Below are 25899 nucleotides of genomic sequence, written 5' to 3'. Positions count from 1 at the left end.
GCGGGCGGGGGGGGAGATGAAAATCCCGCCCCTGCCCGCCCTGCGTGCCTTTGAAGCCGTGGCCCGGCATGGCAATGTCCGCCGGGCCGCCGAAGAGCTGGGCCTGGACCATACGGTCGTCAGCCGCCATCTGCGCAGCCTGCAGGAATTGGTGGATGCCCAGCTGGTCCGCACCTCCCGCCAGGGGGTGGTGCTGACCCAGGCCGGCAGTGACTATGCCGGCCGAATCCGTTCAGCGCTGGCCGATATTGCCGATGCCACCCGCGATGTGTCGCAGGAAAAGCGGTCGGCCAGCCTGACCATCGGCTGCCTGCCCGGCTTCGCCCTGCGCTGGATGACGCCCCGCCTGCCGGATTTTCAGCGCCTGCACCCGGAAATCGATCTCTCGTTGCGGCCAGGGGATATCAAGCCCGATCTGGCCGATGATACGCTGGATGCCCAGATCGGCTATGGCGCCCCGGCCGCCGGGGATATGCGGGTCGCCGTGCTGGCGCGGCCGCGCGTCTTCCCCGTGGCCAGCCCCTTCTGGCTGGAAAAGCACCCGACCCTGGCCGATGATCTGGGCGGGCTGGCCAATGCCCCGCTGATCCATGAGGAAAGCCATGAGCAATGGCGGGTCTGGTTCGCCGCCGCCGGCCTGACGGCGCCAAAGGAACTGCGCGGCCCGAAATTATGGCACGCGCATCTGGCGGTGGAGGCTGCCCGGCTGGGCCAGGGCGTGGCCCTGGCCAACGAGTTGATCTGCGGCGCCGATCTGGCCAGCGGCGGTCTGGTGGAACTGGGCGCTACCAGCGTGGTGATGCAGCCCTATGTACTGATCGCCCGCCCCCGCCGCTGGAACGAGCCGGCGCTGGCCCGATTCCGGCGCTGGCTGGTGGCCCAGGTACGCCAGGATATGAGCGGCGCGCGGCGCGCGTGATGGGTGCGACGATTTTTCATCCCAATATAGCGGAAAATCGGATTCGGCGTCAGTCGCCCGCCACCGACTCATCCAGACGCGCCGGCCCCTGCGGAATGCTGGCCGCAGCGTGCTGCAGCGTCATGGTGTAAAGCCGGGCAACCAGCTGGCCTTTCTCCTGCGCTGTCAATGGCTTACCAGCACCCTGCTCCCGTCGCTCCACCGTATGGATCATAGCCGCCAGCAGGATATCATCGATCACCACCGGCGCGGTGTCGTTGGGCATCTGGCCGTGCATCATCTCCCCTACTCCTGAGAGCAGCCAGTTAATATCCACCCCCATGGCCGCCAGTTCGGTCAGCCATTCCAGCTTGGGTGGACCTTGGTCGGTTTCGTAGCCATTATAGGTGGAGGCTGGCAAATTCAGCCTTTCCGCCATCTGCGCACGGGTGGAAAAGCCGAAATGACGTCGAATGGCCCGCAGCCGGGCGGCGACTCTGTTCATTGCACGCCCCCCCACGGGTGGTGGCCGAATATATGCCTGCCAATGATTCCTCCCGTTAGGAGGGAGTGAAAATTTAGTTTAAAATCGAAAAATGAATCCCAATTTCCGTTGCGATTCGATTTTTTGGTTTGTAAGCTGCACGCCATGGCATGGATCTTCAACACAGGGGATGTGATGGCATCTGCCAGGTGGCAGGACCGAAACAGGGAGCAATCATCAGTATCGCGCTTCATGAGGCAGCCAGTCACCTTGGCGGCAGCTTGTTGCATTGCCTGCCTTGGCGGTTAGCACGCCCTGGTTTTTCCAACTGCGGTAGAGGCTTGCCGTTGCCAATTTGATGCGTCTATCCCGGTCGCGTGTAAATTGGTCCTGATGCCTATTTCGTATAGCAGCAGGCCGTCTCCTGAATTTAGACCGGTTTTCCGCCCGTTCAAACGGTTAAGCGGTGGCGGACCTCCGTGTCTGGTCAACAAACAAAAATCCAGCCAGTGGGAACCAAGGAAACTTGGAAAAGGCGATGGGGTGCGACCGCATCGACGCCGCAGGCTCCTCCCGTGTCTGCCGTCGCTGCACGAGGAAGGGCTGGAGAATGTTGGACAATATTCGAATCAGATCGAAAATCCTGCTGGTTCTGGTGTTCATGGCCGCTGTGGCGGGCATCATAACCGTGACCGGTACAGTGGGGTTAGGCAATATCGCCGCCGCAGTGGAGGGCATCAGCGTTACATCCGATGAAATCCTCTATGGCGCCCGCTTCCGCCGCATTGCGGTGGAAATGCAGCAGCAGGAATATCGGCTGGCGCTGAAGCCGGACAGCCTGTCGGAAATCCGGCAGAATCTGGTGAAGATCCGCCAGGATTTCATGGAACAGCATCAGGCTGCCAAGGCCACCGGGGATTCTGAACAGCAAAAGAAGCTGGCCGAAATCCTGCGCACCTTCGGCGACTATGAAAAAATCCAACGCAAGACACTGGAACTGGCGGCAACACCGGGAACCCGTCAGGACGCGTTGCTGGCCGCCATTGATGCCGATGCCGGCGCCCAGGCGGAATGGACCAGCGACGTCATGGATTATGTCAATTACACCAACGCCAAAGGCAAAAAACTGGCCGCCTATGCCGATGATACGGCCGACACGGCCTTGCTGTTGATGATCCTGGTGGCGGTCGGCGGCATTGTCCTTGGCATCGCCGGCGGCATCTGGGTGGCGCAGACCGGCATCATCACGCCGATGGCCGCCATTGTCGGCTGTCTGCGCCGACTGGCCGATGGTGACAGCAAGGTGGAGCTGTTCGGCACCAGCCGCCAGGACGAAATCGGCGCCATTGCTGGGACCGCAATCGTCTTCAAGCAGAACGCCCAGGCACGCGAGACGCTGGAAGCGCAACAGCGCCAGGAACAGGCCGCCAAGGAAGAACGGGCTCGCGCCATTGATGCAATGATTTCGCGCTTCGACAACGAAATTTCGCAGGCCCTCGGCGTGCTCAGCGGCTCCGCCACGGAGCTGGAGGCGACGGCGCAGTCGCTCTCTTCCGCCTCTGAACAGGTTTCCCAGCAATCCGGCATTGTTGCCTCTGCCACCGGGCAGGCGGCGGCCAATGTGCAGACGGTGGCCGCCGCCACGGAGGAGATGACCGGATCGATCCAGGAAGTGGCGCGCCAGATGACCGGTGCCCGCGATATCGCCCGCACCGCCTCGCAGGAGGCCGAGCAGGCGCAGGAAAGCATCCAGGGCCTGAACGAGGCCGGCCAGCGCATCAATGACGTGATCGCCCTGATCGAAAGCATCGCCGGGCAGACCAACCTGCTGGCCCTGAACGCCACCATTGAGGCGGCGCGCGCCGGGGAGGCCGGCAAGGGCTTTGCCGTGGTGGCGTCGGAGGTGAAGACCCTGGCCAACCAGACCGCCCGCGCCACCGACGATATCCGCAGCCAGATTACCCTGATGCGCGACAGCATTGACGGGTCGGTGCAGGCGATCAGCCGCATCGCCGAGGTGATTTTCCGCCTGAACGAGGTCTCCGCCACGGTCGCCGGCACGGTGGAGGAACAGACCGCCGCCACCGGGGAAATCAGCCGCAATGCGGCCGAAGCCGCCACCGGCACGCAGGAAGTCTCCCGCACCATCAGCGGTGTGCGTGAGGCGGCGGAAAGTTCGGCCGCCGGCTCGGTGCAGGTGCTGGGGGCATCGCGTGAGTTGGCCCAGCAGGCCGCGACCCTGCGCCAGGCGGTGGAGACCTTCATCCGGGGCGTGAAGGCGGCATGAAGAATCTGCCGGCACCCAAAAGAATGGCGGGGGCAGACAAAGCCCCCGCCAGCACCCCGCGCCGTCAGCACAGTTTCAGTCTGGCGGAACGGGTGGCCCGGCTGGCCTGGATGGAATGCGCCGATGGCGCCACCCGTCGTGACCTTGCCGCCAGCGCTGCCCGGAAGGCGGCGGCGGATAAGGCCGACAAGGCGGATTAGCCGGGGGGCTGGTCCCCCCGTGGCACCATGCCGCCACCGGCCCAGGCTTGCGATCCGTCCCAGGGCAGCCTATCTTTCCCAGCGATGAGACGGTTTGATCGGATATGGCGGCGCCATGCCGCCTTGCGCCTGCTGGTGGCGCTGCTGGGGTTGCTGGCCCTGGCGGCGATGCCGGTGCGCGCCCTGTCCGTCAATGCAGCCCACCATGCGGCACCGATACCCGTCGGCACCATGGCCACCATGGAGGATCAGGACTGTCCGCTGCATCAGGCGGCCCGACAGGCCATTTCCCATCAGGACCATGGCAAGGCCATGGCGGATAATGCCGGCAAAGGGGCCGGCCCCTGCTGTGTGGCCTGGTGTGTAGCCGCGGCCCTGCCGGGATCACCGTTGCCGGTGCTGTTCCCGCCGCCGGCCCGGCTCAGCCCGCCGGCAGCCCTGGCCGACCATGATGGTCGGCACCCGGCCCCGCCTTTGCGGCCGCCGCGCGGGTGATGTGCGGGGGTGGCTTGCCGCCGCCCCGCCCTTCGCCCACCGCCAAAACCTGCATAAGACGGAGCCTTTGCCATGAAGGCCATTCTCCCCGGCGCCTTGCTGGCGCTGAACCTGTTTGCCATTCCGGCTGCCCTTGCCCAGCATGAGGCACACCAGCACGCCGCCCCCACAGCCACGGCCGCCATCGGCCAGCCGGGCAAGGCAGGGGCCGCCAGCCGCACCATCGCCATCACCCTGTCCGACATGGCCATCGATCCGGCCAGGATCGCCGTGCATCCGGGTGAAACGGTGCGCTTCCAGATCACCAACAAGGGCCAGTTGCTGCACAGTTTCGTCATCGCCAGCCAGGACGGCCATGGCGAGCGGCAGGCCATGATGGGCATGATGCTGGACCATGGCATGGTCACCGATACCGCCATCGTGCCCGCCATGATGAACATGAAACATGATGGGCACGAGATGGCGCATGACCATACCGGGCTGGTGCTGGTGGAACCGGGCAAAAACGCCGAGCTGGTCTGGACCTTCCCGCAGGGCGGGGTGATCGAGGCCGCCTGCGACATGCCCGGCCATTATGAAGCGGGCATGGTCTCCCGCCTGACCATCGACCATGACGGTCATTGAACGGGGGCCGATATGCCGATCAAGCAAACGGGCCTGTCGCGGCGCGACGCCCTGAAACTGACCGCCTTCGCCGGGCTGGCGGGGGTGGCCATGGTCTATCCCGGCCGCCGCGCCTTTGCCGGGCTGAAGGAGACCACGCTGCTGGTGACGGAAGGTCGCATCACCATCGATGGCGACAGCTTCCCCGCCATCACCATGGGCGGTGGCGTCCCCGGCCCGACGCTGTACTGGCGGGAGGGAGAGGAAGTGCTGGTGCAGGTGGAAAACCGGCTTTCCGAACCCACCTCCATCCACTGGCACGGGCTGCTGCTGGAAGGGGTGATGGATGGGGCGCCGGGCTTCAACGCCTATAGCGCCATCGCACCGGGGGAAAGCTTCACCTATCGCATCAAGCTGCGCCAGTCCGGCACCTACTGGTATCACAGCCATTCCGGCGGGCAGGAACAGCGCGGCATGTATGGCGCCATCGTCATCGCCCCCGCCACGCCGGACCCGGTCAAGGCCGACCGGGATCATGTGCTGCTGCTGTCCGACCATACGGCGGACCACCCGGACCATATCCTGCGCAAGCTGAAGGTCAGCGAAGGCTATTACAACCGGGGCAAACGCACCCTGTCCGACCTGTCGGCAGATATCGGCCGCGACGGGCTGGCCGCCGCCTGGAAAGACCGGCAGGACTGGGGCGATATGCGCATGGACCCGACCGATCTGGCCGATGTCACCGGTTATCGCTTCCTGGTCAATGGCAAGGGCATCGGGGATAACTGGACGGCCCTGTTCAAGCCGGGGGAACGGCTGCGGCTGCGCATCATCAACGGATCGGCGATGAGCATCTTTGACGTGGCCATCCCCGGTCTGGCCATGATCGTGGTGGCCGCCGATGGTCAGAATGTGCTGCCGGTGAAGGTGGATGAATTCCGCATCGGCGTCGGTGAGACCTATGACGTGATCGTGCTGCCGACGGAGGATCGCGCCTATACGCTGATGGCGGAGCCGATCGACCGCAGCGGCTATGCCCGCGCCACCCTGGCCCCCCGGGAAGGGATGCAGGGGGAGATTCCCCCGCTGCGGCCCCGCACCCTGCTGACCATGGCCGATATGGGGATGCATGGCGACCACGGCAGCATGGATCACAGCACTATGGATCATGGGGCGATGGACCATTCATCAATGGACCATGCGGCCATGGGGCACGCCATGCCGATGACACCAGCCGCCCAGGAAGGGTCACCCAGAGGCTGGGAGCAGGCGGGCACGCCGCCGGGCAAACGGGCCCTGCGCTATGCCGACCTGAAGTCCTTCACCCGCAACCCCGATGCGGCAGCGCCAACGACGGAAATCGCCCTGCGGCTGACCGGCATCATGGAACGCTATATCTGGACCCTGAACGGCCACAAGTTCGACCATGGCGACCCGATCCGGGTGCGCTATGGGGAGCGGGTGCGGCTGCGCTTCATCAACACCACCATGATGGCCCATCCCATGCACCTGCATGGCATGTTTTTCGAGCTGGAGAACGGCCAGACCGACCGGATGCCCCGCAAGCATGTGGTGATCGTGCCACCGGGCAAGGAAGCATCGGTGGTGCTGACAGCGAACGAGCCGGGGGACTGGCCGCTGCATTGCCACCTGCTGTTCCATATGAATGCCGGCATGATGACACGTTTCATTGTCGATCCCCCCGCCCCGGCGGCGCGGTCATAACGGGAGGGATGAAAATGATGAAAAGGATGATCAAGGCCACCCTTGCCATGGCGGCACTGGCCCTGCCCCTGCCCGCCACGGCGATGGAAGGGCATGGCGACATGCTGATCTGGCAATTCACCATGGATCAGTTGGAACAACGCTGGCATCAGGGCCAGGACAGCACCGCCTGGAAAAGCAATGGCTTCATCGGCGGTGATGTCAGCAAACTGCGGCTGAAAAGCGAGGGCGATGTCAGCGATGGCACCGTGGAGCATCTGGAAGTCCAGGCGCTGTACAGCGTGATGGTGCATGATTTCTGGGATTTCCAGGCGGGCATCCGCCAGGATTTCCGCCCCCAGCCGCAGACAACCCATCTGGCCATCGGCTTCCAGGGGCTGGCCCCGCAATTTCTGGAGGTGGATGCCCAGGCCTTCCTGTCGCAGCGCGGCGATGTGACGGCACGGCTGGATGTGGAAACCGACCTGCCGCTGACGCAGAAACTGATCCTGCAACCCCATGCAGAGGTGGAACTGGCAGCACAGAAGGTGCCGGAGACCGAGACCGGTGCCGGGGTTTCAGAGATGAAACTGGGCCTGCGGCTGCGCTATGAGCTGGTGAAGGAATTCGCCCCCTATATCGGCCTGGCCTGGGAACGCAAGCTGGGGGAGACGGCGCGGCTGGCAAAGGCCGACGGGCATGATCCGGACGATCTGCGCTTTGTCACGGGCCTGCGTTTCTGGTTCTGAGGCCTTCCCCTTGATACCAGCGGTCATCTTTGATGATCGCTGGTATAGTCCCCTTGATAAACCCGAAAACGGGTAGGGCGATCAGGGGTGGAACGCGATGCAGGCTCTCGGGCTTGGCGGCAAGATCGGCTATGGGATCGGGGATTTCGGGCTGAACCTTTATTGGCAGTCCATCCTGGTCTTCATCGTCTTTTTCCATGTGGATGTGTTGGGGCTTTCCGCCTGGACGGCGGGGGTCTGTTTCTTCATCGCCGGTCTGTGGGATGCCGCCATGGACCCGTTGATGGGGACCTTGTCTGACAAGGCACGCAGCCGATGGGGGCAATATAGGCCTTTCATCCTGTTGGGGGCGGTGCCGTTGGCAGGCGCCTTCACCCTTTGCTTCAGCCCGCCATCCTGGCTGGTGCCAGGCAGTGCGGCCATGGTGGCTTTCGCGCTTGCCAGCCATATGCTGCTGCGAAGCTGCTACAGCGTGGTGGGCATTCCCTATTCCTCCCTGACAGCGGCAATCACCAGCGATACGGAGGCACGGGCCAGCCTGACCGGGTGGCGGATGCTGTTCGCCTTCATGGGCTGTACGGCAGTGACGGCGCTGCTGCCATTGCTGGCGGCCTGGTTCGGCCAGGATGGCGGCAATGGCTATGGGCCGGCGGCGGCCATCATCGGCGCCATGTCGGTGGTAGCCCTGCTGATCTGCGGGCTGTCCGTGCGTGAACAGGCACGGCCGGCCGTGGTGATGCCGGCAGAAGCACCAACAGGCGGCAATGGTTTTTGGGCTGCCATCGGGCGCAACGGGCCCTTGCTGCGGCTGATGGCGGCCACGCTGGTGATGCAGCTGGGGCTGGGGGTGCTGCTGCGCAACCTGCCCTATCTGATGAAATATGATCTGGGCAATGCCGCGCTTTCAGGCACGGCCCTGCCCTGGCTGACGCTGCTGGGGGTGGCCAGCGTGCCGGTCTGGGTAACGGTGGCCAAACGCTGGAACAAGCGCATCCTCTGGCAATGGGGCAGTGCGGTGGCAGCGCTGGGGGCGCTGGGGCTGATGCTGGGCAGCGGGTTGTGGCCGACGCTGATCTGCCTGGGGCTGGTCTTTATCGGCCATACCGCTCATGGGGTGGCCACCTGGTCGATGCTGCCGGACACGGTGGATTATGGCCAGTGGCGCAGCGGTCGGCGGGATGAGGCGAAGATTTACGGCATCGCGTCCTGCGTGCTGAAACTGTCGCTGGGGGCATCAGGCATTGTCGCCGGCTGGGCTTTGGATCTGGTGGGCTTTGTGCCCAATGCCGATCAGGCCCCGCAGACGCTGGAACAGTTCCGCCTCCTGGCAGGGCTGCTGCCGGCAGCGGGGCTGGCAGCATCGGCGGCGCTGATCTGGCGCTATCCGCTGGATGCCCAGTCACACCGGCAGATTCTGGGACGGCTGGCAGCCGGGGCGTGAGGGAAGGCCCCCACGCCCCAACGGATCGGCCCATCCCTTTATACCAATCTCCCTTGATCGTGACCGATCCAGGGAGATTTTGTGTTCCCTCACGCGCCGGGCGCTGCCATCCGGCAGCTTGGCTTCACGGGGCGCATGAGCGCCGGGCTGGCGGTCGCCAGCCTCCAATCTGCCAAGGGTCAAGCCCTCGGCAGATTGGTATTACTGGCTGTGAATTTCCACCTCCAGCAGCTTGGGCGCCGGGAAATCCGGCTGGGTGGTTGGCGGGGCCAGACGGATATCCAGCTTGGCACCCGGTGAGCGGGCGAAGCGGGAAGCGGCCAGCCGGCTGGGCAGCGGCACCACGAAGGTGACACGATTGCCCCCCGCCTTCGCGGCATGGGCGGCATGGGCCGGACCATGCGCTGCCACCCCGCCAAAGAAGGAAACGGTACCAGCATAATAGGGGCTGTCCGCCCCCACCGTCTTCACATCCGCTGGAGCGTTGACCAGCACATCATACTGGCGCGGCGCATCACCGTCAGAAGGCCGTTCAAAACTGATGGTCGCCAGCAGCCGGCCAGCCGGGGCCGACAAGGTGACCGGGCCACCATCCTTGGCAGCGCCCAGCAGAACCGGGGCCGCCCCTTCCGCCACCAGAGTGGAGACCGGGACATATTTCACCAGACTATCATAGCGATAGCCGAAACGATGAGGGTCGATATAGTCACCCGCCTTGCCGTCCAGCACATAGTTTCCTTCGGCATCGACAAAGAACAGGAACGGATCTTTGGCGAATGCGACAAAATCGTTGCCTTGCGGCAGGAAAGGCAGATGATATCTCTTCTGCTTGGCCGTCCAGCTTTCCCACAACCGATCCATATTGGCATGGTGCAGGAAGAAGATCGGATCAACCGGGGACAGGTTATTGGTCATATTGCCAAAGGGGCCCGGCGACCAGTTACCCGGTCCATCAAAGGCGCCACCGATGAAATTATGCACATGGTTGTGCGGCTGCCCCTCCAGAATGGAGAAGAAATCCCCCTGGTGGCTCATCGGGGCCGCATTATGGGAAGCGGTGCGAACGCTGGTAAAGCTGGTTTCTTCGTCCGACGCATTGAAATGGACCGGCGCCAGCCCCCGGTTCACATTGTCCGTGCTGCATTCCAATTTCAATTTTTCAGGCAAGGCGCGGTTATCAATCGGCACGTAGCGCGCCTTTTCGGTGATGGCAAATGCCTGATCGCCAATATTATATTTCTGTTTGACGGGATCCCACCCCATCACCGCCTTCCACATATCATCGAAGCTTTCATAGCCGCGCAGCTTTTGCTGAGCCAGCTGTTCCGCATTCAGTGTCTTCCAATAGGCTTCCAGGCCCGGCTTCACCTCCCGCTCGAAAGTCGGCAAATCCTTGGCAAATTTGGCAAAAGCCTCATTCGTCGGCGTCAGCACATCGGCGAACATGGAAAGGGGCAGTTCCTGCAACTGCGACCAATCCCAGTAGGGGAAGGCAAAATTCGGGTTCTTGGAATATTTGCGTACCGTCTGTTCAAAGTAACCGACATAGCCCCGGTGCCAGACATAGAACCACCAATTGCCATGCGGGCAATCCATCATATGCACAAAGGCGTTACGGAACCAGTTATGCGGATGCGAGATCGGCAGCTCCAGCATCTTCCGCACGGCCACGGCATAGCTTTTCAGCATTTCCTGGCCCATTTTGCTGGTCACATTAAAGCGCACCCAGCGGGAAGGGTTTGGCAATGCCTGGGCCGGCACGCTCAGCGCGCCCAGACCAGCAATAGCAGCCGTACCGGCCAACAGGCCACGACGTGAAACACGCATCTGCGACTCCCCCTCTTATTTCCATAAGGGCGCAGAGAATATTCCATACTCTCCAATAAGTCACATGCATTTACACGCTTGGGTAGATTTTTGCACCCAACCAATACGACTGAAAGAGGATTTTTTGTAGGCAATGTTGTCTGCTACGCCAGATGGGCAGGGGCAGCCCCCCGCCATGAGACACGCGGCGGCTGACACGCTCCCTCTTGAAGGCGAGAACCCATTGTCTTACTCCTCCAGCAGCCAGTTCCGTTGCGAGAGACCATGCCCTTCTATCAGGATGAACAGGATCATCTGTTCTGGCACGGCGCTTTCCAACCCGTGATTAGCCCCGGCCTGGCGGATGAGGAGCGGCGGATTTGGCCCGTGATCCGGCAAATCCGCCCGGAGCGTCAGGGGGCATTCCTGCGCCTTTGTCAGGTCAATGCAGCCCTGTGTGCAGGGCTGTCTCTGGCGGGGCTTTGGCTGCTGCTGAATGGCCAGGAATTCTGGGGGGTAGAGACTGCCATCGCTGCCTTAATGCTCGCCACAGCAGGTCCAAGCACATTCAGCATGTGGGCTGGGGACGACGCGCGATTTTCCCAGCCCGTGCGGCTGACCGCAGACAAGGTGAACCCCTTGTTGCAGGCGATGCTGGCACTCGCCTCAGGCCCGGTGATGTTTGCCTGTGCCCAGCATTTCACCGGTGATGCATTCTGGGCGGGACTGGCCGCCATGGGCCTGATGCTGGTGCATGGCCTGCGCTTTGCCCGGATCTGGCAACAGGCGCAGGCACAGGGAAGACAGTGAAAAAGCGGGGCGCATTTCCATACCCCGCGCGGTGATCAACGCCGCCGGGCGCCGCCCTCGCTCCAGCCCATGCCCCGGCTGATCTGGCGGGCTGTTTCCTTCACCGTCTCCACCAGTTCCTGCATCCGCGCATCGCTCATATATTGTGCGGCGCTGGACAGGCTGATGGCGGCGATGATCTTGCCATTGGCGCCCCGGATGGGGGCGGCAACGCAGCGGATACGGTCTTCATTTTCTTCCAGGTCAAAGGCATAGCCGCCGGCGGCATAGGCCTGCATCCGCTTCAGCCAGACCGGCCAATCATCCATGGCCCAGTCACGATCCGCAAAGAAATGCTGCCAGCGGGCCTCTGTCTCATCCAGAATCAGGGCCTTGCCCAGACCGGTGGAGGCGATGGGATGACGTTCCCCAACGCGGGAGCCGATTTCGATGCGGCGGCGGCCGGGGATCTTGTCCAGATAAAGCGCATGGTCGCCATCCAGGATGCCCAGATGCACCGTGTCTTCCGTGGCGGCGGCCAGATCTTCAATATGCGGGCGGGCGACACGGGGAATGTCCATCTGCCGCTGCGCCAGATAGCCCAGTTCCAGCAGCTTCGGCCCCAGCTGATAGCCTTCACGCGGAGTCAGCACCAGAAAATCCCGCTCCACCAGGGCCGCGGCCAACCGATGGGTGGTGCTGCGCGTCAGGTCCAGCCGCTGGGCCAGCTTGGCCAGGCTGATCGGCCCCTCTGCCACCGCTTCCAGCACATCCAGGCCGCGCAGCAGGGTCTGGCTGCCGCTGGGGGTGGCCTTCTGCTGGGCCTCTGCCTCTTCATGGGCACCATTGCCAAGGGCGGTCACACTGGTCATCGGGTTCGCTTTGCTATCTCTCATTTTGCGGAACAACATCCCATAAATCCGCCAAAACAACAAGCAATGGCGCGACGCAATCGCCCCGGTCGCTCAGGTCCGCCCGCGCAACACCCGGTCACAGCCGTCCGCGCGGCCGGCTGTGACCACAGATGGCCATGTGCTTTCACGACAATATGAAGACGCTCTGTTTCCCACATTGAAACAAAACTCACGGATCGGAACGATATATTTCCAAGAAATATTCCCATCCGGAACCGAATATTGAAATACTCAAAAGAGTGTATTTTTCCTAATTTGATCCATTAAGTTTGCGTTAACTAACGACACCTAACATAAAATAGAAACATGTATTTCGTACACGCGTATGCAGTTGAACCCCGAGAGGTGATGATGACCGCGCGTTCAAACCCCTATAGCGACCTTTCTGCGCTGGCAGCACGAATCGAGGGGGAAGATCCCCAACTCTACAATCTGCTGCTACCGGCCGATGGTTTCTTTCAGAAGGCAGAGACCTGCCAGCGCCGACTGACAGATCAGGTGGCCGCGGCGCTGCGGGAAAGTTTCGCCGGCTGGAATGCTGCGGATTTTCCCACCCTTTACTGCGCCTGGGGCCGGGCGCGCACAGGCTCCACCGCGCTGGCCAACCTGTTCGGCACAGCGGGGCTGCCCTCCTATTACCAGCCCGTAAAGGCGCTGATGCGCCAGTTCCTGGCTGGCGATGCCGTCAGCCCCTGGCAACCGCCGCGGGAGAACTTTTTCTGCAAGGATGTGGCCGGTCCCTATACGCTGGCGGAATGCCTCTATATCCCGGCACAGATGCTGGTGGAGGCGGGATATCCGCCCGAGAAGCTGCATCTGGTGATCCTGGACCGCCAGCCGGAACGGTCGCTGGGATCATGGCTGCGCAAATGGTCGGGCCGGCTGGAGCGGGAGCGGCTGCTGGCGCATTTCGTCTGCGCCTCGCTGAACACGCTGCGGGTAGAGGCCCATGCACGGCGTTACGGGATCGCCGTCACCCATTATGTTTATGAAGCGGCACAGGAACCGGCCCTGGCGATTCCGGCCCTGTTCAACCGGCTGGGCCTGGAGCCGGCTGCCATTGCCGCCGCGCTGAAGGAATGGACACCGCTGGACAGCCTGGATGCCGAAGGCTCCCGCGTCATCTTCCCCGTGGAACCAGATGCCTATGTCGTGCCGGGGCTGCATCGGGCCGATGCCGATGGTTATCGCTACCGCCCCGGCACCTGCGACGGGGTGACGCAGGAGGACCGGGCGCTGCTCTACGCGCTGGGGGTAGAGGCCGCCTATCAGCGCAATGCCCGGGCCTGCCGACATGAGCTGGGCCTGCCAACCCGCCTGTTGACACAGACCATGCCGCCCATCGCCGCCGTGGCGTGACGCCCCCTCCCCTTGTCTTATGCCGCCCAACCGCCTGTTCCCCCCCTGAGCAAGGAATCGCCATCATGCTGAGCAACCTGAAAATATCGCATCGACTGCTTCTCTTCGTGCCAGTATTGGCCGTGGCGCTGATCCTGGCTGTTGGCTCCGGCCTCAGCACCCTGCGCACCACCCTGGTGCAGGACCGCCAACAGGAGTTGATCCAGATCCTCACCATTGTACGGGGCATCGCCCAGAACTGGCATGACCGCGAACAATCCGGTGAGATGACCCGAGAACAGGCGCAAAAGGGGGCGGGTGACGATATCCGCAAGCTGCGCTTCGGCAATGGCGAATATATCTATGTCAATAATTACGACGGGATGACCGTCGTCCACGCCAAGCGGGACTTCGAAGGCAAGAACCGTATGGGTTTCAAGACCGCCGACGGGGTGGAAACCGTGCGGCTGGGCGTGGAGGCGGCCAAGAAGGGCGGCGGCTTCTTCACCTACAATTTCTCGCGCCCCGGTGTGAATGGCGGGGAGGCGGTCAATGTGCCGAAGCTGAGCTACAGCCTGGGGTTTGAGCCCTGGCAGTGGGCCCTGGGCACCGGCGTTTATATTGACGATATTGACGAAACCTTTAATGCCATCCTGGTGAAGATGCTGCTGCTGGCCGCTGCCATCCTGCTGGCGGGCAGTGTCGTGGCCGTGCTGCTGGCCCGCTCCATCGCCCGGCCGCTGACCATGATGACCGACCGCATGGGCCAGTTGGCAGATGGCGATCTGGCTGTCGAAATCCCGCTGCTGAGCGACCGCAACGAAATGGGCCGGCTGGCCCAGGCGCTGGAAGTGTTCAAGCGCAATGGCCTGCGCGCCCAGGAACTGACCCGTGCCCAGCAGGCCGAACAGGAAGCCAAGGAGCGCCGGCAGGTGGCGGTGGAGAAGTCGCTGGCCGACTTCCAGGACAAGGCGGCCCATATTGTCGGCAATCTGGTCGATGCCTCGGAAAAGGTGCGCAACCATTCCTCCGGGCTGGCCGGCATGGCGCAGCAGAGCCGCGGCCTGATCGATGGCGTCAATCAGGCGGCATCGGAAACCACCAGCAATGTGCAGATGATCGCCAGTGCGGCCGAAGAACTGGCCGCCGCCGTCGGCGAAGTGAACCAGCAGGTCACCCGTTCCACCGACATTGCCGAACGCGCGGTGCATGAGGCGGGGCAGACCAGCGCCACCATGGGCGGTCTGTCCGAAGCGGCACAGAATATCGGCTCCATCATCCAGGTGATTTCCGATATTGCCAGCCAGACCAACCTGCTGGCACTGAATGCCACCATTGAGGCGGCGCGCGCCGGGGAGGCCGGCAAGGGCTTCGCCGTGGTGGCGTCGGAGGTGAAGACCCTGGCCAGCCAGACCACCAAGGCCACCGACGAAATCCAATCCTATGTCACCGGCATTCAGCGCGAGACCCAGCGCGCGGTGGAGGCCATCGACAATATCGCCCGTGTGGTGGGCGACATGCGAACCATCGCCGCTGGCATCGCCTCGGCCATGGAACAGCAGGGTGCCACCACAGCCGATATTGCCCGCAATATCAATCAGGCCGCCATGGGCACCCAGCAGGTTTCGGCTAATGTGGTGGGCGTTGCCGGTGCGGCGGAACAGACGGCCCAGTCGGCCAATTCGCTGAACGAGGCGTCGGAGGATCTGCGTCACGACGCGGAAACGCTGAATACGGAGATTACCAGCTTCTTCAACCGCTTGCGGGCGATCTGATGACGGGCGGCGGCGATGGGCCAGCAATACCCCAGCGCCGCCGCACCCTCACCTACCGCACTGCCCCCTTCGCCACTTCAACGGCGTACGTGTAAACCTCCCCCTGCATGTTGGCGCGAAAGACCACCCATTTGCCGTCGGGCGTGAAGGTGATGTTTGGTTCCATCCGGTAATCATGGTCCTTCATGTTCACCAGCTTTTCCGCCCGCAGCACGCCGGGGCGGATCAGGTTGGCGGCATCCGGCGCGCTGATGCCGGCCACGTCGGGAATATTTTCCGGCCGGAACAGGTAAATCCACTTCCCATCCTTGGCCTTGGCCACCATCTCCGCATCGCCGCCATCGCCGGCGAACAGGGTGCCGTCGCGGCTGACATTATAATGCACGGACCATTCATCGCGGGTCAGGTGGTACCAGGTGCGCTTCCCCGTGGCGATCTCGTACCCGGCTAGCCAGAAATCCTCCCCGCGCGGGGTTTGCAGATCGTACCAGATCATCTTGCCGTCATGGCTGAAGAACTCATGACCGGCGATTTCCATATTCATGCTGCGATTATGCACCTTGGTCAGGCCCGTGCCATCGGTGCGGATCAGCCAGATCCGGTCCACCTTGTGCCACGGCCCTTCATGACAGAACATCAGCAGGTTGGGATCGTTGGGCGAAAACTGCACATGGTTCAGCCAGTCCTTGGCGGCGTGAACCACCTTTCGCTCACCCGTCTGGATGTTCAGGGTGAAAATCTCCATCGGGATGCGGGCTTCCAGCCGGTCATTCAGCCGCACCTCCTTGGCATCGGCGAAGCTCAGCGGTTTGCCGTCCGGGCCGGTGGCGGCGTAATGATCGTCGAACTTGGTGGTGTTCTGCTTCGGCGCACCCGGCTGCAGCGCAAAATCCCGTTCGGCCCAGGTGCCCAGCAACAGGGTTTCATCGGCATTGATGGACTCGATCCGCCCGCTTTTCACATGCGTGATCTTGGTAGGCTTGCCGCCTTTGCTGTCGATCCAGAACAGATCATAGGGGCCGCCCTGCTTCACATCATCATTGGCGTAATAGACGCGGCCCGTCTTGGGGCCGACAAACAGCACCGCCAGATGCTCCCCCTTCACCAGTTCGGTCTGTTTGCGCGTGTCGAGTTCGATGATGGAAATGGTGGTGGCGGTGCTGACCACCATGCGCTTGCCATCAGGCGTATAGGCATTCTGGTGGAAATAAAGGCTGCGGCTGCCCGGCTCGCTGGACAGGCGCACCACGCGGTGGCCGGTATCCGGGTCCACCCATTCGCGCGGCGGCTCAGCCGCGGTCACGGCGGTGCTGACCAGCAGGGCCAGGGCGGCCAACCAATGCGTCCGCTTCTTCATGGTGTTTCTCCCTCATCATCCGTCAGCCCGCGCACATCCCGGCAGACCAGCCGGGGGGTGGGCATGGCGTTTCTGGTTTGCAGATTGTCGATCCGCCCCCCCTCCACATCCTCCAGCCAGACAGCCGGACGGCCATCGGGGGAGAGCGTGGACAGATGGATATCGCGCAGGTGCAGGCCCCGCGCGTGGCGGACATACAGCCCATAGGAAGGCAGGGTGCCGAACATGCTGGGTTCCGGATAGGCATCGGGCTTTTCCGGCACCGGGTCCGCCACCGCATCCAGCCCGCCGGCATAGGTGATGCGGATATCCTGCAACGACACATCCTCAATGGGCTGTTCCGGCAGGCCAGCGATGAGGGAGGCATAGCGCGGGTCCACATCATAGGCATTGATCTGGGCGAAGCGGATGCGGCGCATCGGGCCGGGCTTCGTTCCCTCCGGTGCGCGCAGCCGGGCGCCGATGCGCAGGAACAGGGCCGCCGTCGTCACCTCCCGCATGGTGATGTTGCTGATGGAAATATCTTCCAGCACGCCACCATCCACGGTTTCCAGCGCCAGCCCGCGGGAGCGTACCACCGTGCAGTTGGCAATCACGATGTTGCGGAAACCGCCATGGCTTTCCGTGCCCAGCTTGATCCGCCCCGTCACCCGGTCCCGGTCGGGTGACACCTCTTGCGTGCGCCCATAGGTGCCATCCAGCAGGGTGCCCAGGTCAAAGCCGCTGACATGGCAATTGCTGATGGCGACATGTTCCGTCGCCCGCGCCACGCCCAAGGCACCGGAGCTTTTCAGCACCAGCGCATCATCATTGGGTGCGTTGATCTGGCAATTGCTGACGCGGACATAGCGCACGGAATCCAGGTCAATCCCGTCGCGCTCAGTATCGATGCGCAGATTATCAATGGTCAGATTGTCGGTGCCGGTGGCCAGGATGGCGAAATGCCCGCCCTTGAAGATGCTGAAATCCCGCAAAGTGATGTTGCGGCAATTCTTCAGGGCAATGGCCTTGTTGCCAAGGCCCCGCATCAGCGCTTCATCCGGGTCTTCGGCGGCCAGTTCAGCCGCACTCATCCCCGCCATGCTTTCGGGGAAATAGCCTTTGCGCTTGGCCCATTTCGCCCCCGGCCCCTTGGAGGTCAGCCCGGCCCCGTCGATCAGGCCGGGGCCGGTAATGGCGATATCCGTGACCCCATCGCCCCAGATCAGGCTGTTGTGCCAATGGGAATGGCCAAAATCCTGATAGAGATCATGCGGGTTGGGCTCCGGCGGGTCATAGGCACCGCCATCCTTCGCCGGGTCCGCCGCCAGCAGCACGGCCCCGGCATCCAGATAGAGCGCCACACGGCTGTAAAGCCGGATGGAAAAGGACAGCCAGCGCCCCGCCGGCAGCCAGACAGTGCCACCCCCCGCCCCCACCGCCGCCGCAATGGCGCGGTTGATGGCGGGGCTGTCCAGCGCCACGCCATCACCCACAGCGCCGAAACGGCGAATGTCGAAGATGGCCGTCATTGCGGCGGCACCAGCTTCACCGACGTCGGCTGCTCCCGGTCGGCGGTAAGCCAGCCATCCTTCTCTTTCAGCTCCACCACCTGGATGACGGATCGGCGCTTCCAGGTGGGGTCTTTGGCCTGTTCCGGCTCCCCTTCCTGTTGCACGAAATAGAAGAGATAGGCGCGGTCGCCGCTGACCAGTACATCGGGATGGCCGCCCTTGGCCCGGTCGGTCAGCGCCGTGCCGGGCTGTGCCAGCAGATTATAGGGCTGGTGTTCCCAATGGGTCAGGTTTGTGGAGCGATAGACGCCCAGCCCCGCCCAGGCATCCAGGATCAGCCAGTAATAGCCCTTCCATTCGATGATCTGCGGGCCTTCGCCACGCTGTTTCACGGCGATGCCGCCTTGGGTCCAGCTTTTCCGGTCGTGGCTGTCGGCATAGTGGGTGGCGCTGCCGTCGCGCTCATCCTTGTACCAGAGCCGCCAGCCACCGCCGGGCAGCGGATGCAAGGCGGCATCAATCACCCGGTCTGAACCGAGATTGAGCTTGTCGGCAAAATCCCAGCGTTTCAGATCGGTGCTGGTCAAGTGGATGATCTCACGCGGGGCGTTCCAGTCCGTGAAGATGCCGGGCACGATGGTCAGCCACATATGATAGGTGTCGCCGATCCGCTCCACATTCGGTGCCCAGAAGGTGACGGGCTGGCCCTCGCCATAGCGGATATCGGCGGTGCCCTGATAGGTCCAGCTATTGCCGCCATCCTTGGACCGCGCCATACCAATGGCCGTGCCATGCACCCATTCCACCCCCTGGGCATTGGGCAGCGTGGCGCGGCGGTTGGTGTAGAACATTACCCAGTCACCCGCCTGGCGGTCATAGATGATGGAAGCGTCGGCCGCCCCGTCAAAGATGGGGTCACGGAACAGCGGTTTGGCGGCGGTATCGGCGGCGAGGGTGGTGGTGGGGAGGAGTAAGAGCGCCGTCAGCACGAAGACGATCATTCTCCATTTCTTGCCGTCATCCCGGCGAAGGCCGGGATCCAGTTTAGTAGAGCGATGCGCCTGTGATCCTGGACCCCGGCCTTCGCCGGGGTGACGGTTGTTTTTGCGATAACGCACCCCCTCACACAAACCCATGGCTGCGGCTCCATTCGATGAACAGCGACGGCCAGGCGGCTACCGGGGCAGCTTTCGGGCTGCGCAGGCCAAAGCCGTGGCCGCCGGCTTCAAACAGATGCATCGCCACCTTGGTCCCCGCCTTGCGCAGGGCGGCATAGATCAGCAGGGAATTTTCCACCGGAACCACATTGTCATCCGCCGCCGCCGTGATGAAGCTGGGCGGCGCGTTGGCCGGCACGCCCTGATCAGCGGAGAATTCAGCAATGCGATCCGCCGCCGGGTTTTCGCCCAGCATCTGCTTGGCTGAACCGGCATGGGCGATACCGGGCACCATGGAAATGACCGGATATCCCAGTGCTGCGATATCCGGGCGGGCCGAGACCTGATCGGCACCATCCACCGGCCTGTACGTCACCTTGTCGAACCGGGTGGCCGCCATGGCGGCCAGATGCCCGCCGGCGGAAAAGCCCATCACCCCGATGCGGGCGGGATCAATGCCCCAGCCCTTGGCCCCCGCGCGGATCAACCGGATGGCGCGTTGGGCATCCTGCAACGGCGCATCCGGCCCGGCCGCCCAGCCATCGGCGGGCAGACGGTACAGCAGGACGAACACCGTCACCCCTTCACCGGCCAGCCATTGGGCAATGTCATAGCCTTCCTTGCCCACCACCACGCGCTGATAGCCACCGCCGGGAATAATCAGCATGGCGGCCCCATTGGGCTTGGCCGGGCGGAACAAGGTGAGGTTGGGCTGAGTGACATTCATGATCGCCACATCGCGGAAACGCGGATCATCCGACCGCGCTACCTCCGACTGTTTCACTGTCACTTTTTCCCCGCCGGGCGGCTTGTCACCGGGCCAGAGCGACAGGGTCTCGCCCTTCACATCGGCGGCTTGGCTGGTGCCGGGCAGACTGGCCGCCAGCAGGGCGGTGGCAGCAGCGGCGGTGAACAGGGTGCGGCGTTGCATGATGGTGTTTCCTCGAATGAGCTTTTTTCGTTCTGCTAAGTCCGTCACCCCGGCGCAGGCCGGGGTCCAGTTTCGAAGAGCGAGGCGCTTGGCATTCTGGACCCCGGCCTGCGCCGGGGTGACGGTAAAAGCGGGGAAAGTCACTTCATTGGCCCTGTCGCAACGTCACGTACTTTCGCCGGAATGACGCCGGGCAAGGTGTCCCCCTCAATTCCCCCGCGGCGTCACATCCGACCGCATCGGGCTCTCTGCGATCCGTACCGCGTCGGGCAAGGGCGGATGGGCGGGGTCGAAACGGCTCACATCCGCCCTGATATGATCCTTCAGCGGCAGGGCCGACGCCCGGATGCCTTCCACCACGCAGCGCGCCAGCAGCCAGGCGCCGTAATTATTATGGTGGGTGGCATCCTTGCCATCGGCGGCAAAGGCGCGGGGGGCGATTTCCGGCCCCAACGCCTCGTACAAAACCTTGCTCATGGCGGTCAGGTCGATCAGCGCCACCTTTTCCTCTGCCGCCACCCGGCGCACGGCATCGGGATAATCCCCATGGCTGTTGGTGATCTGGCCCTTGGCATCAAAGCTGCGGCGATGCATGGGGGTGACCAGCACCGGCGTCGCCCCGCGCCGCCGCGCCTCGGCAATGAAGACGCGCAGATAGGCCGGGTAGGTCGTGGCCGGGTCGGCATAGGTCTGCGGCCAGCCCTGTTTGCTGTCATTATGGCCGAACTGGATGAACAGATAATCGCCCGGCTTCATCCGGCTCAACAGCTTGTCCAGCCGCAGACCGGTGATGAAGCTTTTCAGCGTCTCCCCGGATTCAGCATGGTTGGCGACCGCCAGATCCGGCGTCAGGAACGCCGTCAGCATCTGGCCCCAACTGGCACCCGGTTCCGCCGGCTGGTCGGTGACGGTGCTGTCACCGGCCAGATAGAGGGTCGGCACCTCTGCCCGTTCGATCGACAGGGCCGCCAGTTTGGGGGCCTTGCCGTCAAATTCCAGCGTCAGCTTGTCATCCCAATCCAGCTTGCCCACTTCCCGCTCATTGATCCGCACCGCCGCACCGCCGGGGGCGTTGGGCGGCGGGGGCGGCAGGCCGGTGTCGCGCACATTCACGATGAAGCTGTGCGTTTCGAACCGACCCTTCGCCGTCGCCACGTCGGCCAGCATCAGCCGCCGGCTTTCCGCCTTCACCGTCGTGTCACCCGCCGCCCGGGCATCGCCCAGGGTGACGGTGACCCGGTAATTGCCTTCCGGCACTTTCACGGAGAACAGAAAGGGCTTGTCCGCTTCTGGCCGATAGGAAGGTTCAAACCCGAAGCCCTTGGACGGGTCATAAAGATCGCCGCTGGACACCGCCACCGCCTCGGCCGGGGCCTGGGCGGCGGGGCTGAAGCGGAAATCCCAGCGCTCCCGCGCCTGTGCCGGCAGGGTGGAGAGCAGGCCGATAGCGACCATGGCCAGCAGCCGCCCCCTCATAGGCCGGCGATCCCCAGACGATAGAGACGATTGGCATTGCCGGCGAACATCGCCCGGCGCTCCGCCTCGGTGAAATCCGCCGTGATGGCATCATAGGCAGCGTAATGCGTGCCGAAGCTGCCATAAAGCTTGTCGACCGGAAAATTGCTGGCAAACATGGCCCGGTCGGTCCCGAACGTCTCAATGGCGTGCAGCACGAAGGGGCGCAGGCTGTCGGTGGTCCAGGTCCGGTCGATCATGGCCAGGCCGGATATCTTGATCGACACATTGGGCTGGGCCGCCAACAACGCCAACCCGCGCCGCCACAGGGCCAAGCCATCATCGTCGTGGTCGGTCGGCATCCCGGCATGGTTCAGCATCACCGGAATATCCGGGTGCCGGGCCGCCAGTTGGGCCGCCAGTTCCATCTGGCTGGGATAGATCTGCAGGTCGAAGGACAGGCCATATTTGGCCAGCAGGGCGTAACCGGCCTGCCAGTCCGCATCGCCGATCACATCGCGGGCCGAATAGGTCTTGGCCGGATCGGTATGGAAATTGATGATATGGCGGATGCCGCGCACGGCGCCGTGCTCCGCATGGGCGGCCAGCAGCCGTTCCACATCCGGGTCATTCAGCGCGGCAAAGGCCACCAGCCCCATGGGCAACCGCCCCTCATCCGCCACGCCCTGCAGCCATTGGGTTTCTGCCAGCGATTGGGCGGTGCTGGCCCCCGCCTCCACATGCACCACACCGCGCACATCGAAGCCGCTGGTGTCGGCCAGATATTCGGCCAGCCCATAGGGCTTGGCGATGGGGGCCACGTCACCCGCCGCATTGGGCGGCAGCGGATCATCCATCAGCCAGGAATAATGCTGACGGGTGAAATCCCACAGATGCATGTGGGGGTCGATGATCGGCAGGCTGGTCATGGGTTCCTCCGCGAGATTTTTTCTGCGCTGCTCTTACTCCGTTCCACCGTCATCCCGGCGAAGGCCGGGATCCAGCTTCGTAGAGCGATGCGCCTGTGATTCTGGACCCCGGCCTTCGCCGGGGTGACGGGAGAGAGGGCGACAAGCGATTAAGACAATCCTTTAAATTACTTTGTCGTTCAGATGATCCTCACCGCCCCCGACCCCACAGCGTCTCGTAACGCCAGCCGGTCAGGTCTTCCAGGATGGCCTTGCGGTCCGGTGTCGTCTCCATCTTGCCTTCCTTGAAGCGGGCGATTTCCTCCATCAGGATGGCATGGCGCGGGCCGTCCAGCTTGAAGCGCAGGGAAACCAGGAAACCGCCGCACAGCACGGCGATGGTGCCGATGCCCATCACCAGCAGGATGGTGTTGATGGCCGCATCGCTCTGCACGGGGGCCTTGGGCAGGAAACCACCAGCCTCTAGGATCAGGCCCACCCCCATCACGGCGGCGGCCTGGGTGGCCTTGCGGATGAAGGTCATCACCCCGGCGAAAATGCCCTCGCGGCGCTTGCCGGTGACCACCTCATCCACATCGGCCATGTAATTATAGGTGTTCCAGGGAATGTAGTTCAGGCCACCACGGCCCATACCGGACAGGGCCACCGGCACGAACAGCCACAGCGCCAGATTCTCCGGCTTCACCGCATCCAGCAGCAGGAAGCCCACAACGCCCAGAATATAGAAACACACCGCCACCCGGTAAGAGGGCGCGGGGTGGAAGCGCAGGCAGAGCTGGATGAACAGGGCCACCGCGAAAAGCTGCACGATATACATGCTGCCCAGCATGGACGAGGCCACAGCGACCGAGCTGCCCATGGCGAAAACGATGAAATAGGTGAAAACGGCGTTGAACACGTCCTGGCTGATATAGCCACCCAGATACATGCCCAGATGCAGCCGGAAGGCGCGGATTTTCAAGGTGGAGAACAGGTTGGCATAAAGCGTCTTGAAACTGTCCCCCAGGCTCAGCGCCGGTTCGCCCGCCTTCATCTGCTCCACTTCCGCCACCGAACGCTCGAACGTGAAGGCCCAGGTGAAGGCCAGCACAATGGCAAACGCGACGGCGAAGATGACACCCATGATGAAGAAAGTGTCGGCGCTGTCCTTGCCACCAACCCAACTGATAATGGCCGCCGGCAGGAAGCCGGCGGCAATGGCGGAGCTTTGCGCAAACAGGATGCGGATGCCGGCCAGCTTGGCCTTGATCTTGTAATCCTTGGTCATTTCAGCGGCCAAGGTTTCATAGGGGATCAGGACGACGGCATAAATCGTCTCAAACAGGACGTAAGTGGCCAGATAATACCAGAAGCTCTGCCCCCCCACCCACATCAAGGCGAAAGTGGGCACCAGCGGGATGGCAATCAGCAGGAAGAAACGGCGGCGACCGAAGCGGCGGCCCAGCGCCGTGCGATAGAAATTATCGGACAGATGCCCCACCATCGGGCTGACAATGGCGTCCAGCAGGCGGGCAATGGCGAAGATCGCGGCGGCCTGCGTGGCCGACAGCCCGCAGAAGGTTGTATAAAAATAAAGGATCCAGCCGCTGATCACGGCCATCGACCCCGCGCCTAAGATGTCGTTGGCACCATAGGCGAGGTAGTTGATCGGTTTGACGGGCCGTGCGGTCATGGGCGTTTCCTGGGGTTTTTATGGATTTGGCCCTACCCCTACCGTCACCCCGGCGAAGGCCGGGGTCCAGGTTCGTAGGGCAATGTGCTTGTGACACTGGATCCCGGCCTGCGCCGGGATGACGGGAGGGGATGGGGAACATGTCTGCCCCCACCCCCGCCCCGATCAGATAAACCGGCGCATCAGCTCCGTCAGGCACAGGATGGCCAGGGACTGGCCATAGGGCATGGAGGTCAGCTTGACGTCGCGGTAGTACTGGAGATCGGAACCCAAAGCGGTGCCGAAGGACACGTCCTGCAATTCCCCATCCGGCGCGATCTTGGCCAGCACAGCCTTCACCGCCTTGATGGCCATCGGCTCATACTCGGCGGAGATGTAGCGCTTGCGCACCGCCTTCATGATGCCATAGGCGAAGCCGGCGGCAGCCGAGCTTTCCAGATATGAGGACGGATCGTCGATCAGCGTGTGCCAGCGGCCCTCTTCGGCCTGGTACTTGGCCAGCGCCTTGACCTGATTTTCCAGCGTATCGATCAGGAAGCTGCGCAGCGGGTCGCCCTTCTTCAGGTCCAGCAGCTCGATGAATTCCGGGATGGCGATGGTCACCCAGCAATTACCCCGCGCCCACAGCGCGTTGGCGAAATTGTGCCGGCCGTCGAAGGTCCAGCCATGGAACCACAGGCCGGTCTTGGTATCGAACAGATACTTGATATGGATGAGGAACTGGCGCTTGGCCTCTTCCACATATTCCGGGCGGCCCAGCAGCAGGCCGATCTTGGCCAGCGGCAGCACGCTCATCATCAGCGTATCATCCCACAGCTGCTGCGGGTTCTCGCTGTTGAAGACGATATGCTGGAAGCCGCCTTCCTCGGTCTTCGGCAGCCCATCCATCACCCATTCGGCCCAGGTATCCAGATAGGGGATGTAGGACTGGTCGCCGGTCTTCTCATAGAGATAGGCCAGCGTCAGGAAGGGGCTGACGGTGTTGATATTCTTGGTCGGCGTGCCGGCGGCGAACCGATCGCGGAACCAGTCCAGCATGATCTGGAAGGCACGGGCATTGTTGGTCTGCTCGTAATATTTCCACATGCCATAGAGGCCGATGCCATGGGTCCATTCCCAATCGTTCCAGCCCTTGGTGTCGATGACGCGGCCATCGTCCAGGCGCAGCAGGAATTCGCCGGTCTGGTCCTTGATATCGACCAGATTGCTGATCAGCAGATCGATGGTCTTGGTGACATCCGCGGCCTGGATGCCATGGGCGAGGTTAGGCATAGGTCTCTATCCTTGAAGAGAGGCTTGTGTGCTGGTGTTTGGGGTAAGGCCGGGGGCCTTTTAAGGGAGAACATTGTCGCTCTAATTTACCGTCACCCCGGCGAAGGCCGGGGTCCAGGTTCGTAGAGCGAGGCGCCTGTGGCCCCTGGA

22 protein-coding genes are annotated in these 25899 nt (G+C 63.0%); 11 read left to right on the top strand and 11 right to left on the bottom strand.

Going from position 1 to position 25899, the window contains the following annotated elements:
* Positions 1–16: 16 nt before the first annotated feature.
* Positions 17–919, top strand: coding sequence for a LysR substrate-binding domain-containing protein (locus GE253_RS18250; RefSeq protein WP_153205578.1), 903 nt, complete (start codon positions 17–19; stop codon positions 917–919).
* 49 nt (positions 920–968) lie between these two features.
* On the opposite strand, the gene GE253_RS18245 is transcribed toward GE253_RS18250, so the two are convergent.
* Positions 969–1403 (bottom strand): helix-turn-helix transcriptional regulator, encoded by a 435-nt coding sequence (locus GE253_RS18245; RefSeq protein WP_153205577.1) that lies wholly within the window; start codon positions 1401–1403, stop codon positions 969–971.
* A 589-nt stretch (positions 1404–1992) separates the two neighbouring features.
* Between GE253_RS18245 and GE253_RS18240 the strand changes: the two genes are divergently transcribed.
* The 7 genes from GE253_RS18240 to GE253_RS18210 all read left to right on the top strand — a co-directional run bounded on the left by GE253_RS18240 (position 1993) and on the right by GE253_RS18210 (position 8861).
* Positions 1993–3669 carry a methyl-accepting chemotaxis protein gene (locus GE253_RS18240; protein ID WP_173012715.1) on the top strand — a complete coding sequence of 559 codons (1677 nt, stop codon included), beginning with the start codon at positions 1993–1995 and terminating at the stop codon, positions 3667–3669.
* Positions 3666–3869, top strand: coding sequence for a hypothetical protein (locus GE253_RS18235; RefSeq protein ID WP_153205575.1), 204 nt, complete (start codon positions 3666–3668; stop codon positions 3867–3869). Before GE253_RS18240 ends, GE253_RS18235 begins: the two co-directional genes overlap by 4 nt.
* Positions 3870–3953: 84 nt before the next feature.
* Positions 3954–4364: a hypothetical protein gene (locus tag GE253_RS18230; RefSeq protein ID WP_153205574.1), complete on the top strand. Its 411-nt coding sequence runs from the start codon at positions 3954–3956 to the stop codon at positions 4362–4364.
* 72 nt (positions 4365–4436) lie between these two features.
* A complete protein-coding gene (locus GE253_RS18225) occupies positions 4437–4988 on the top strand; it encodes a cupredoxin domain-containing protein (protein ID WP_153205573.1) in 552 nt (183 codons plus the stop codon).
* Positions 4989–5000: 12 nt separating this feature from the next.
* Positions 5001–6692, top strand: coding sequence for a copper resistance system multicopper oxidase (locus GE253_RS18220; RefSeq protein ID WP_153205572.1), 1692 nt, complete (start codon positions 5001–5003; stop codon positions 6690–6692).
* A gap of 14 nt (positions 6693–6706) precedes the next feature.
* Positions 6707–7420 (top strand): copper resistance protein B, encoded by a 714-nt coding sequence (locus GE253_RS18215; RefSeq protein ID WP_153205571.1) that lies wholly within the window; start codon positions 6707–6709, stop codon positions 7418–7420.
* Positions 7421–7517: 97 nt separating this feature from the next.
* On the top strand, positions 7518–8861 hold the full coding sequence (locus GE253_RS18210) for a glycoside-pentoside-hexuronide (GPH):cation symporter (RefSeq protein ID WP_153205570.1): 1344 nt from the start codon (positions 7518–7520) through the stop codon (positions 8859–8861).
* A 201-nt stretch (positions 8862–9062) separates the two neighbouring features.
* On the opposite strand, the gene GE253_RS18205 is transcribed toward GE253_RS18210, so the two are convergent.
* Positions 9063–10688 (bottom strand): tyrosinase family protein, encoded by a 1626-nt coding sequence (locus tag GE253_RS18205; protein ID WP_153205617.1) that lies wholly within the window; start codon positions 10686–10688, stop codon positions 9063–9065.
* A gap of 366 nt (positions 10689–11054) precedes the next feature.
* On the opposite strand from GE253_RS18205, the gene GE253_RS18200 reads away from it, so the two are divergent.
* Positions 11055–11477, top strand: a complete 423-nt coding sequence (locus tag GE253_RS18200) for a hypothetical protein (RefSeq protein ID WP_153205569.1) — start codon at positions 11055–11057, stop codon at positions 11475–11477.
* A gap of 35 nt (positions 11478–11512) precedes the next feature.
* On the opposite strand, the gene GE253_RS18195 is transcribed toward GE253_RS18200, so the two are convergent.
* The gene (locus GE253_RS18195) at positions 11513–12352 is read right to left on the bottom strand and encodes an IclR family transcriptional regulator (protein ID WP_153205568.1); all 840 of its coding nucleotides are present in this window, start codon (positions 12350–12352) and stop codon (positions 11513–11515) included.
* A gap of 366 nt (positions 12353–12718) precedes the next feature.
* On the opposite strand from GE253_RS18195, the gene GE253_RS18190 reads away from it, so the two are divergent.
* Complete coding sequence (locus GE253_RS18190) at positions 12719–13729, top strand: sulfotransferase family protein (protein ID WP_247878732.1); 1011 nt, start codon at positions 12719–12721, stop codon at positions 13727–13729.
* A gap of 65 nt (positions 13730–13794) precedes the next feature.
* Positions 13795–15483 carry a methyl-accepting chemotaxis protein gene (locus tag GE253_RS18185; protein ID WP_153205567.1) on the top strand — a complete coding sequence of 563 codons (1689 nt, stop codon included), beginning with the start codon at positions 13795–13797 and terminating at the stop codon, positions 15481–15483.
* A gap of 52 nt (positions 15484–15535) precedes the next feature.
* On the opposite strand, the gene GE253_RS18180 is transcribed toward GE253_RS18185, so the two are convergent.
* The 8 genes from GE253_RS18180 to GE253_RS18145 all read right to left on the bottom strand — a co-directional run bounded on the left by GE253_RS18180 (position 15536) and on the right by GE253_RS18145 (position 25749).
* Positions 15536–16840 (bottom strand): oligogalacturonate lyase family protein, encoded by a 1305-nt coding sequence (locus GE253_RS18180; protein ID WP_153205566.1) that lies wholly within the window; start codon positions 16838–16840, stop codon positions 15536–15538.
* The gene (locus GE253_RS18175; protein WP_153205565.1) at positions 16837–18351 is read right to left on the bottom strand and encodes a glycosyl hydrolase family 28-related protein; all 1515 of its coding nucleotides are present in this window, start codon (positions 18349–18351) and stop codon (positions 16837–16839) included. The genes GE253_RS18180 and GE253_RS18175 overlap by 4 nt, the downstream gene beginning before the upstream one ends.
* Positions 18348–19334 (bottom strand): family 43 glycosylhydrolase, encoded by a 987-nt coding sequence (locus GE253_RS18170; protein WP_153205564.1) that lies wholly within the window; start codon positions 19332–19334, stop codon positions 18348–18350. Before GE253_RS18170 ends, GE253_RS18175 begins: the two co-directional genes overlap by 4 nt.
* A gap of 121 nt (positions 19335–19455) precedes the next feature.
* The gene (locus GE253_RS18165) at positions 19456–20421 is read right to left on the bottom strand and encodes an alpha/beta hydrolase (RefSeq protein WP_153205563.1); all 966 of its coding nucleotides are present in this window, start codon (positions 20419–20421) and stop codon (positions 19456–19458) included.
* 207 nt (positions 20422–20628) lie between these two features.
* The gene (locus GE253_RS18160; RefSeq protein ID WP_211101508.1) at positions 20629–21897 is read right to left on the bottom strand and encodes a rhamnogalacturonan acetylesterase; all 1269 of its coding nucleotides are present in this window, start codon (positions 21895–21897) and stop codon (positions 20629–20631) included.
* Positions 21894–22805, bottom strand: a complete 912-nt coding sequence (locus GE253_RS18155; RefSeq protein ID WP_153205562.1) for an amidohydrolase family protein — start codon at positions 22803–22805, stop codon at positions 21894–21896. Before GE253_RS18155 ends, GE253_RS18160 begins: the two co-directional genes overlap by 4 nt.
* 190 nt (positions 22806–22995) lie before the next feature.
* The gene (locus GE253_RS18150; RefSeq protein WP_153205561.1) at positions 22996–24477 is read right to left on the bottom strand and encodes an MFS transporter; all 1482 of its coding nucleotides are present in this window, start codon (positions 24475–24477) and stop codon (positions 22996–22998) included.
* Positions 24478–24642: 165 nt separating this feature from the next.
* Positions 24643–25749, bottom strand: a complete 1107-nt coding sequence (locus GE253_RS18145; protein WP_153205560.1) for a glycoside hydrolase family 88 protein — start codon at positions 25747–25749, stop codon at positions 24643–24645.
* Between the last annotated feature and the right edge of the window lie 150 nt (positions 25750–25899).

It is taken from the genome of Niveispirillum sp. SYP-B3756 (assembly GCF_009495745.1).
Lineage (GTDB): Bacteria > Pseudomonadota > Alphaproteobacteria > Azospirillales > Azospirillaceae > Niveispirillum.
The sequence above is the reverse complement of the archived record's forward strand: the minus strand, read 5'-3'. Positions and strand labels throughout refer to the sequence as shown.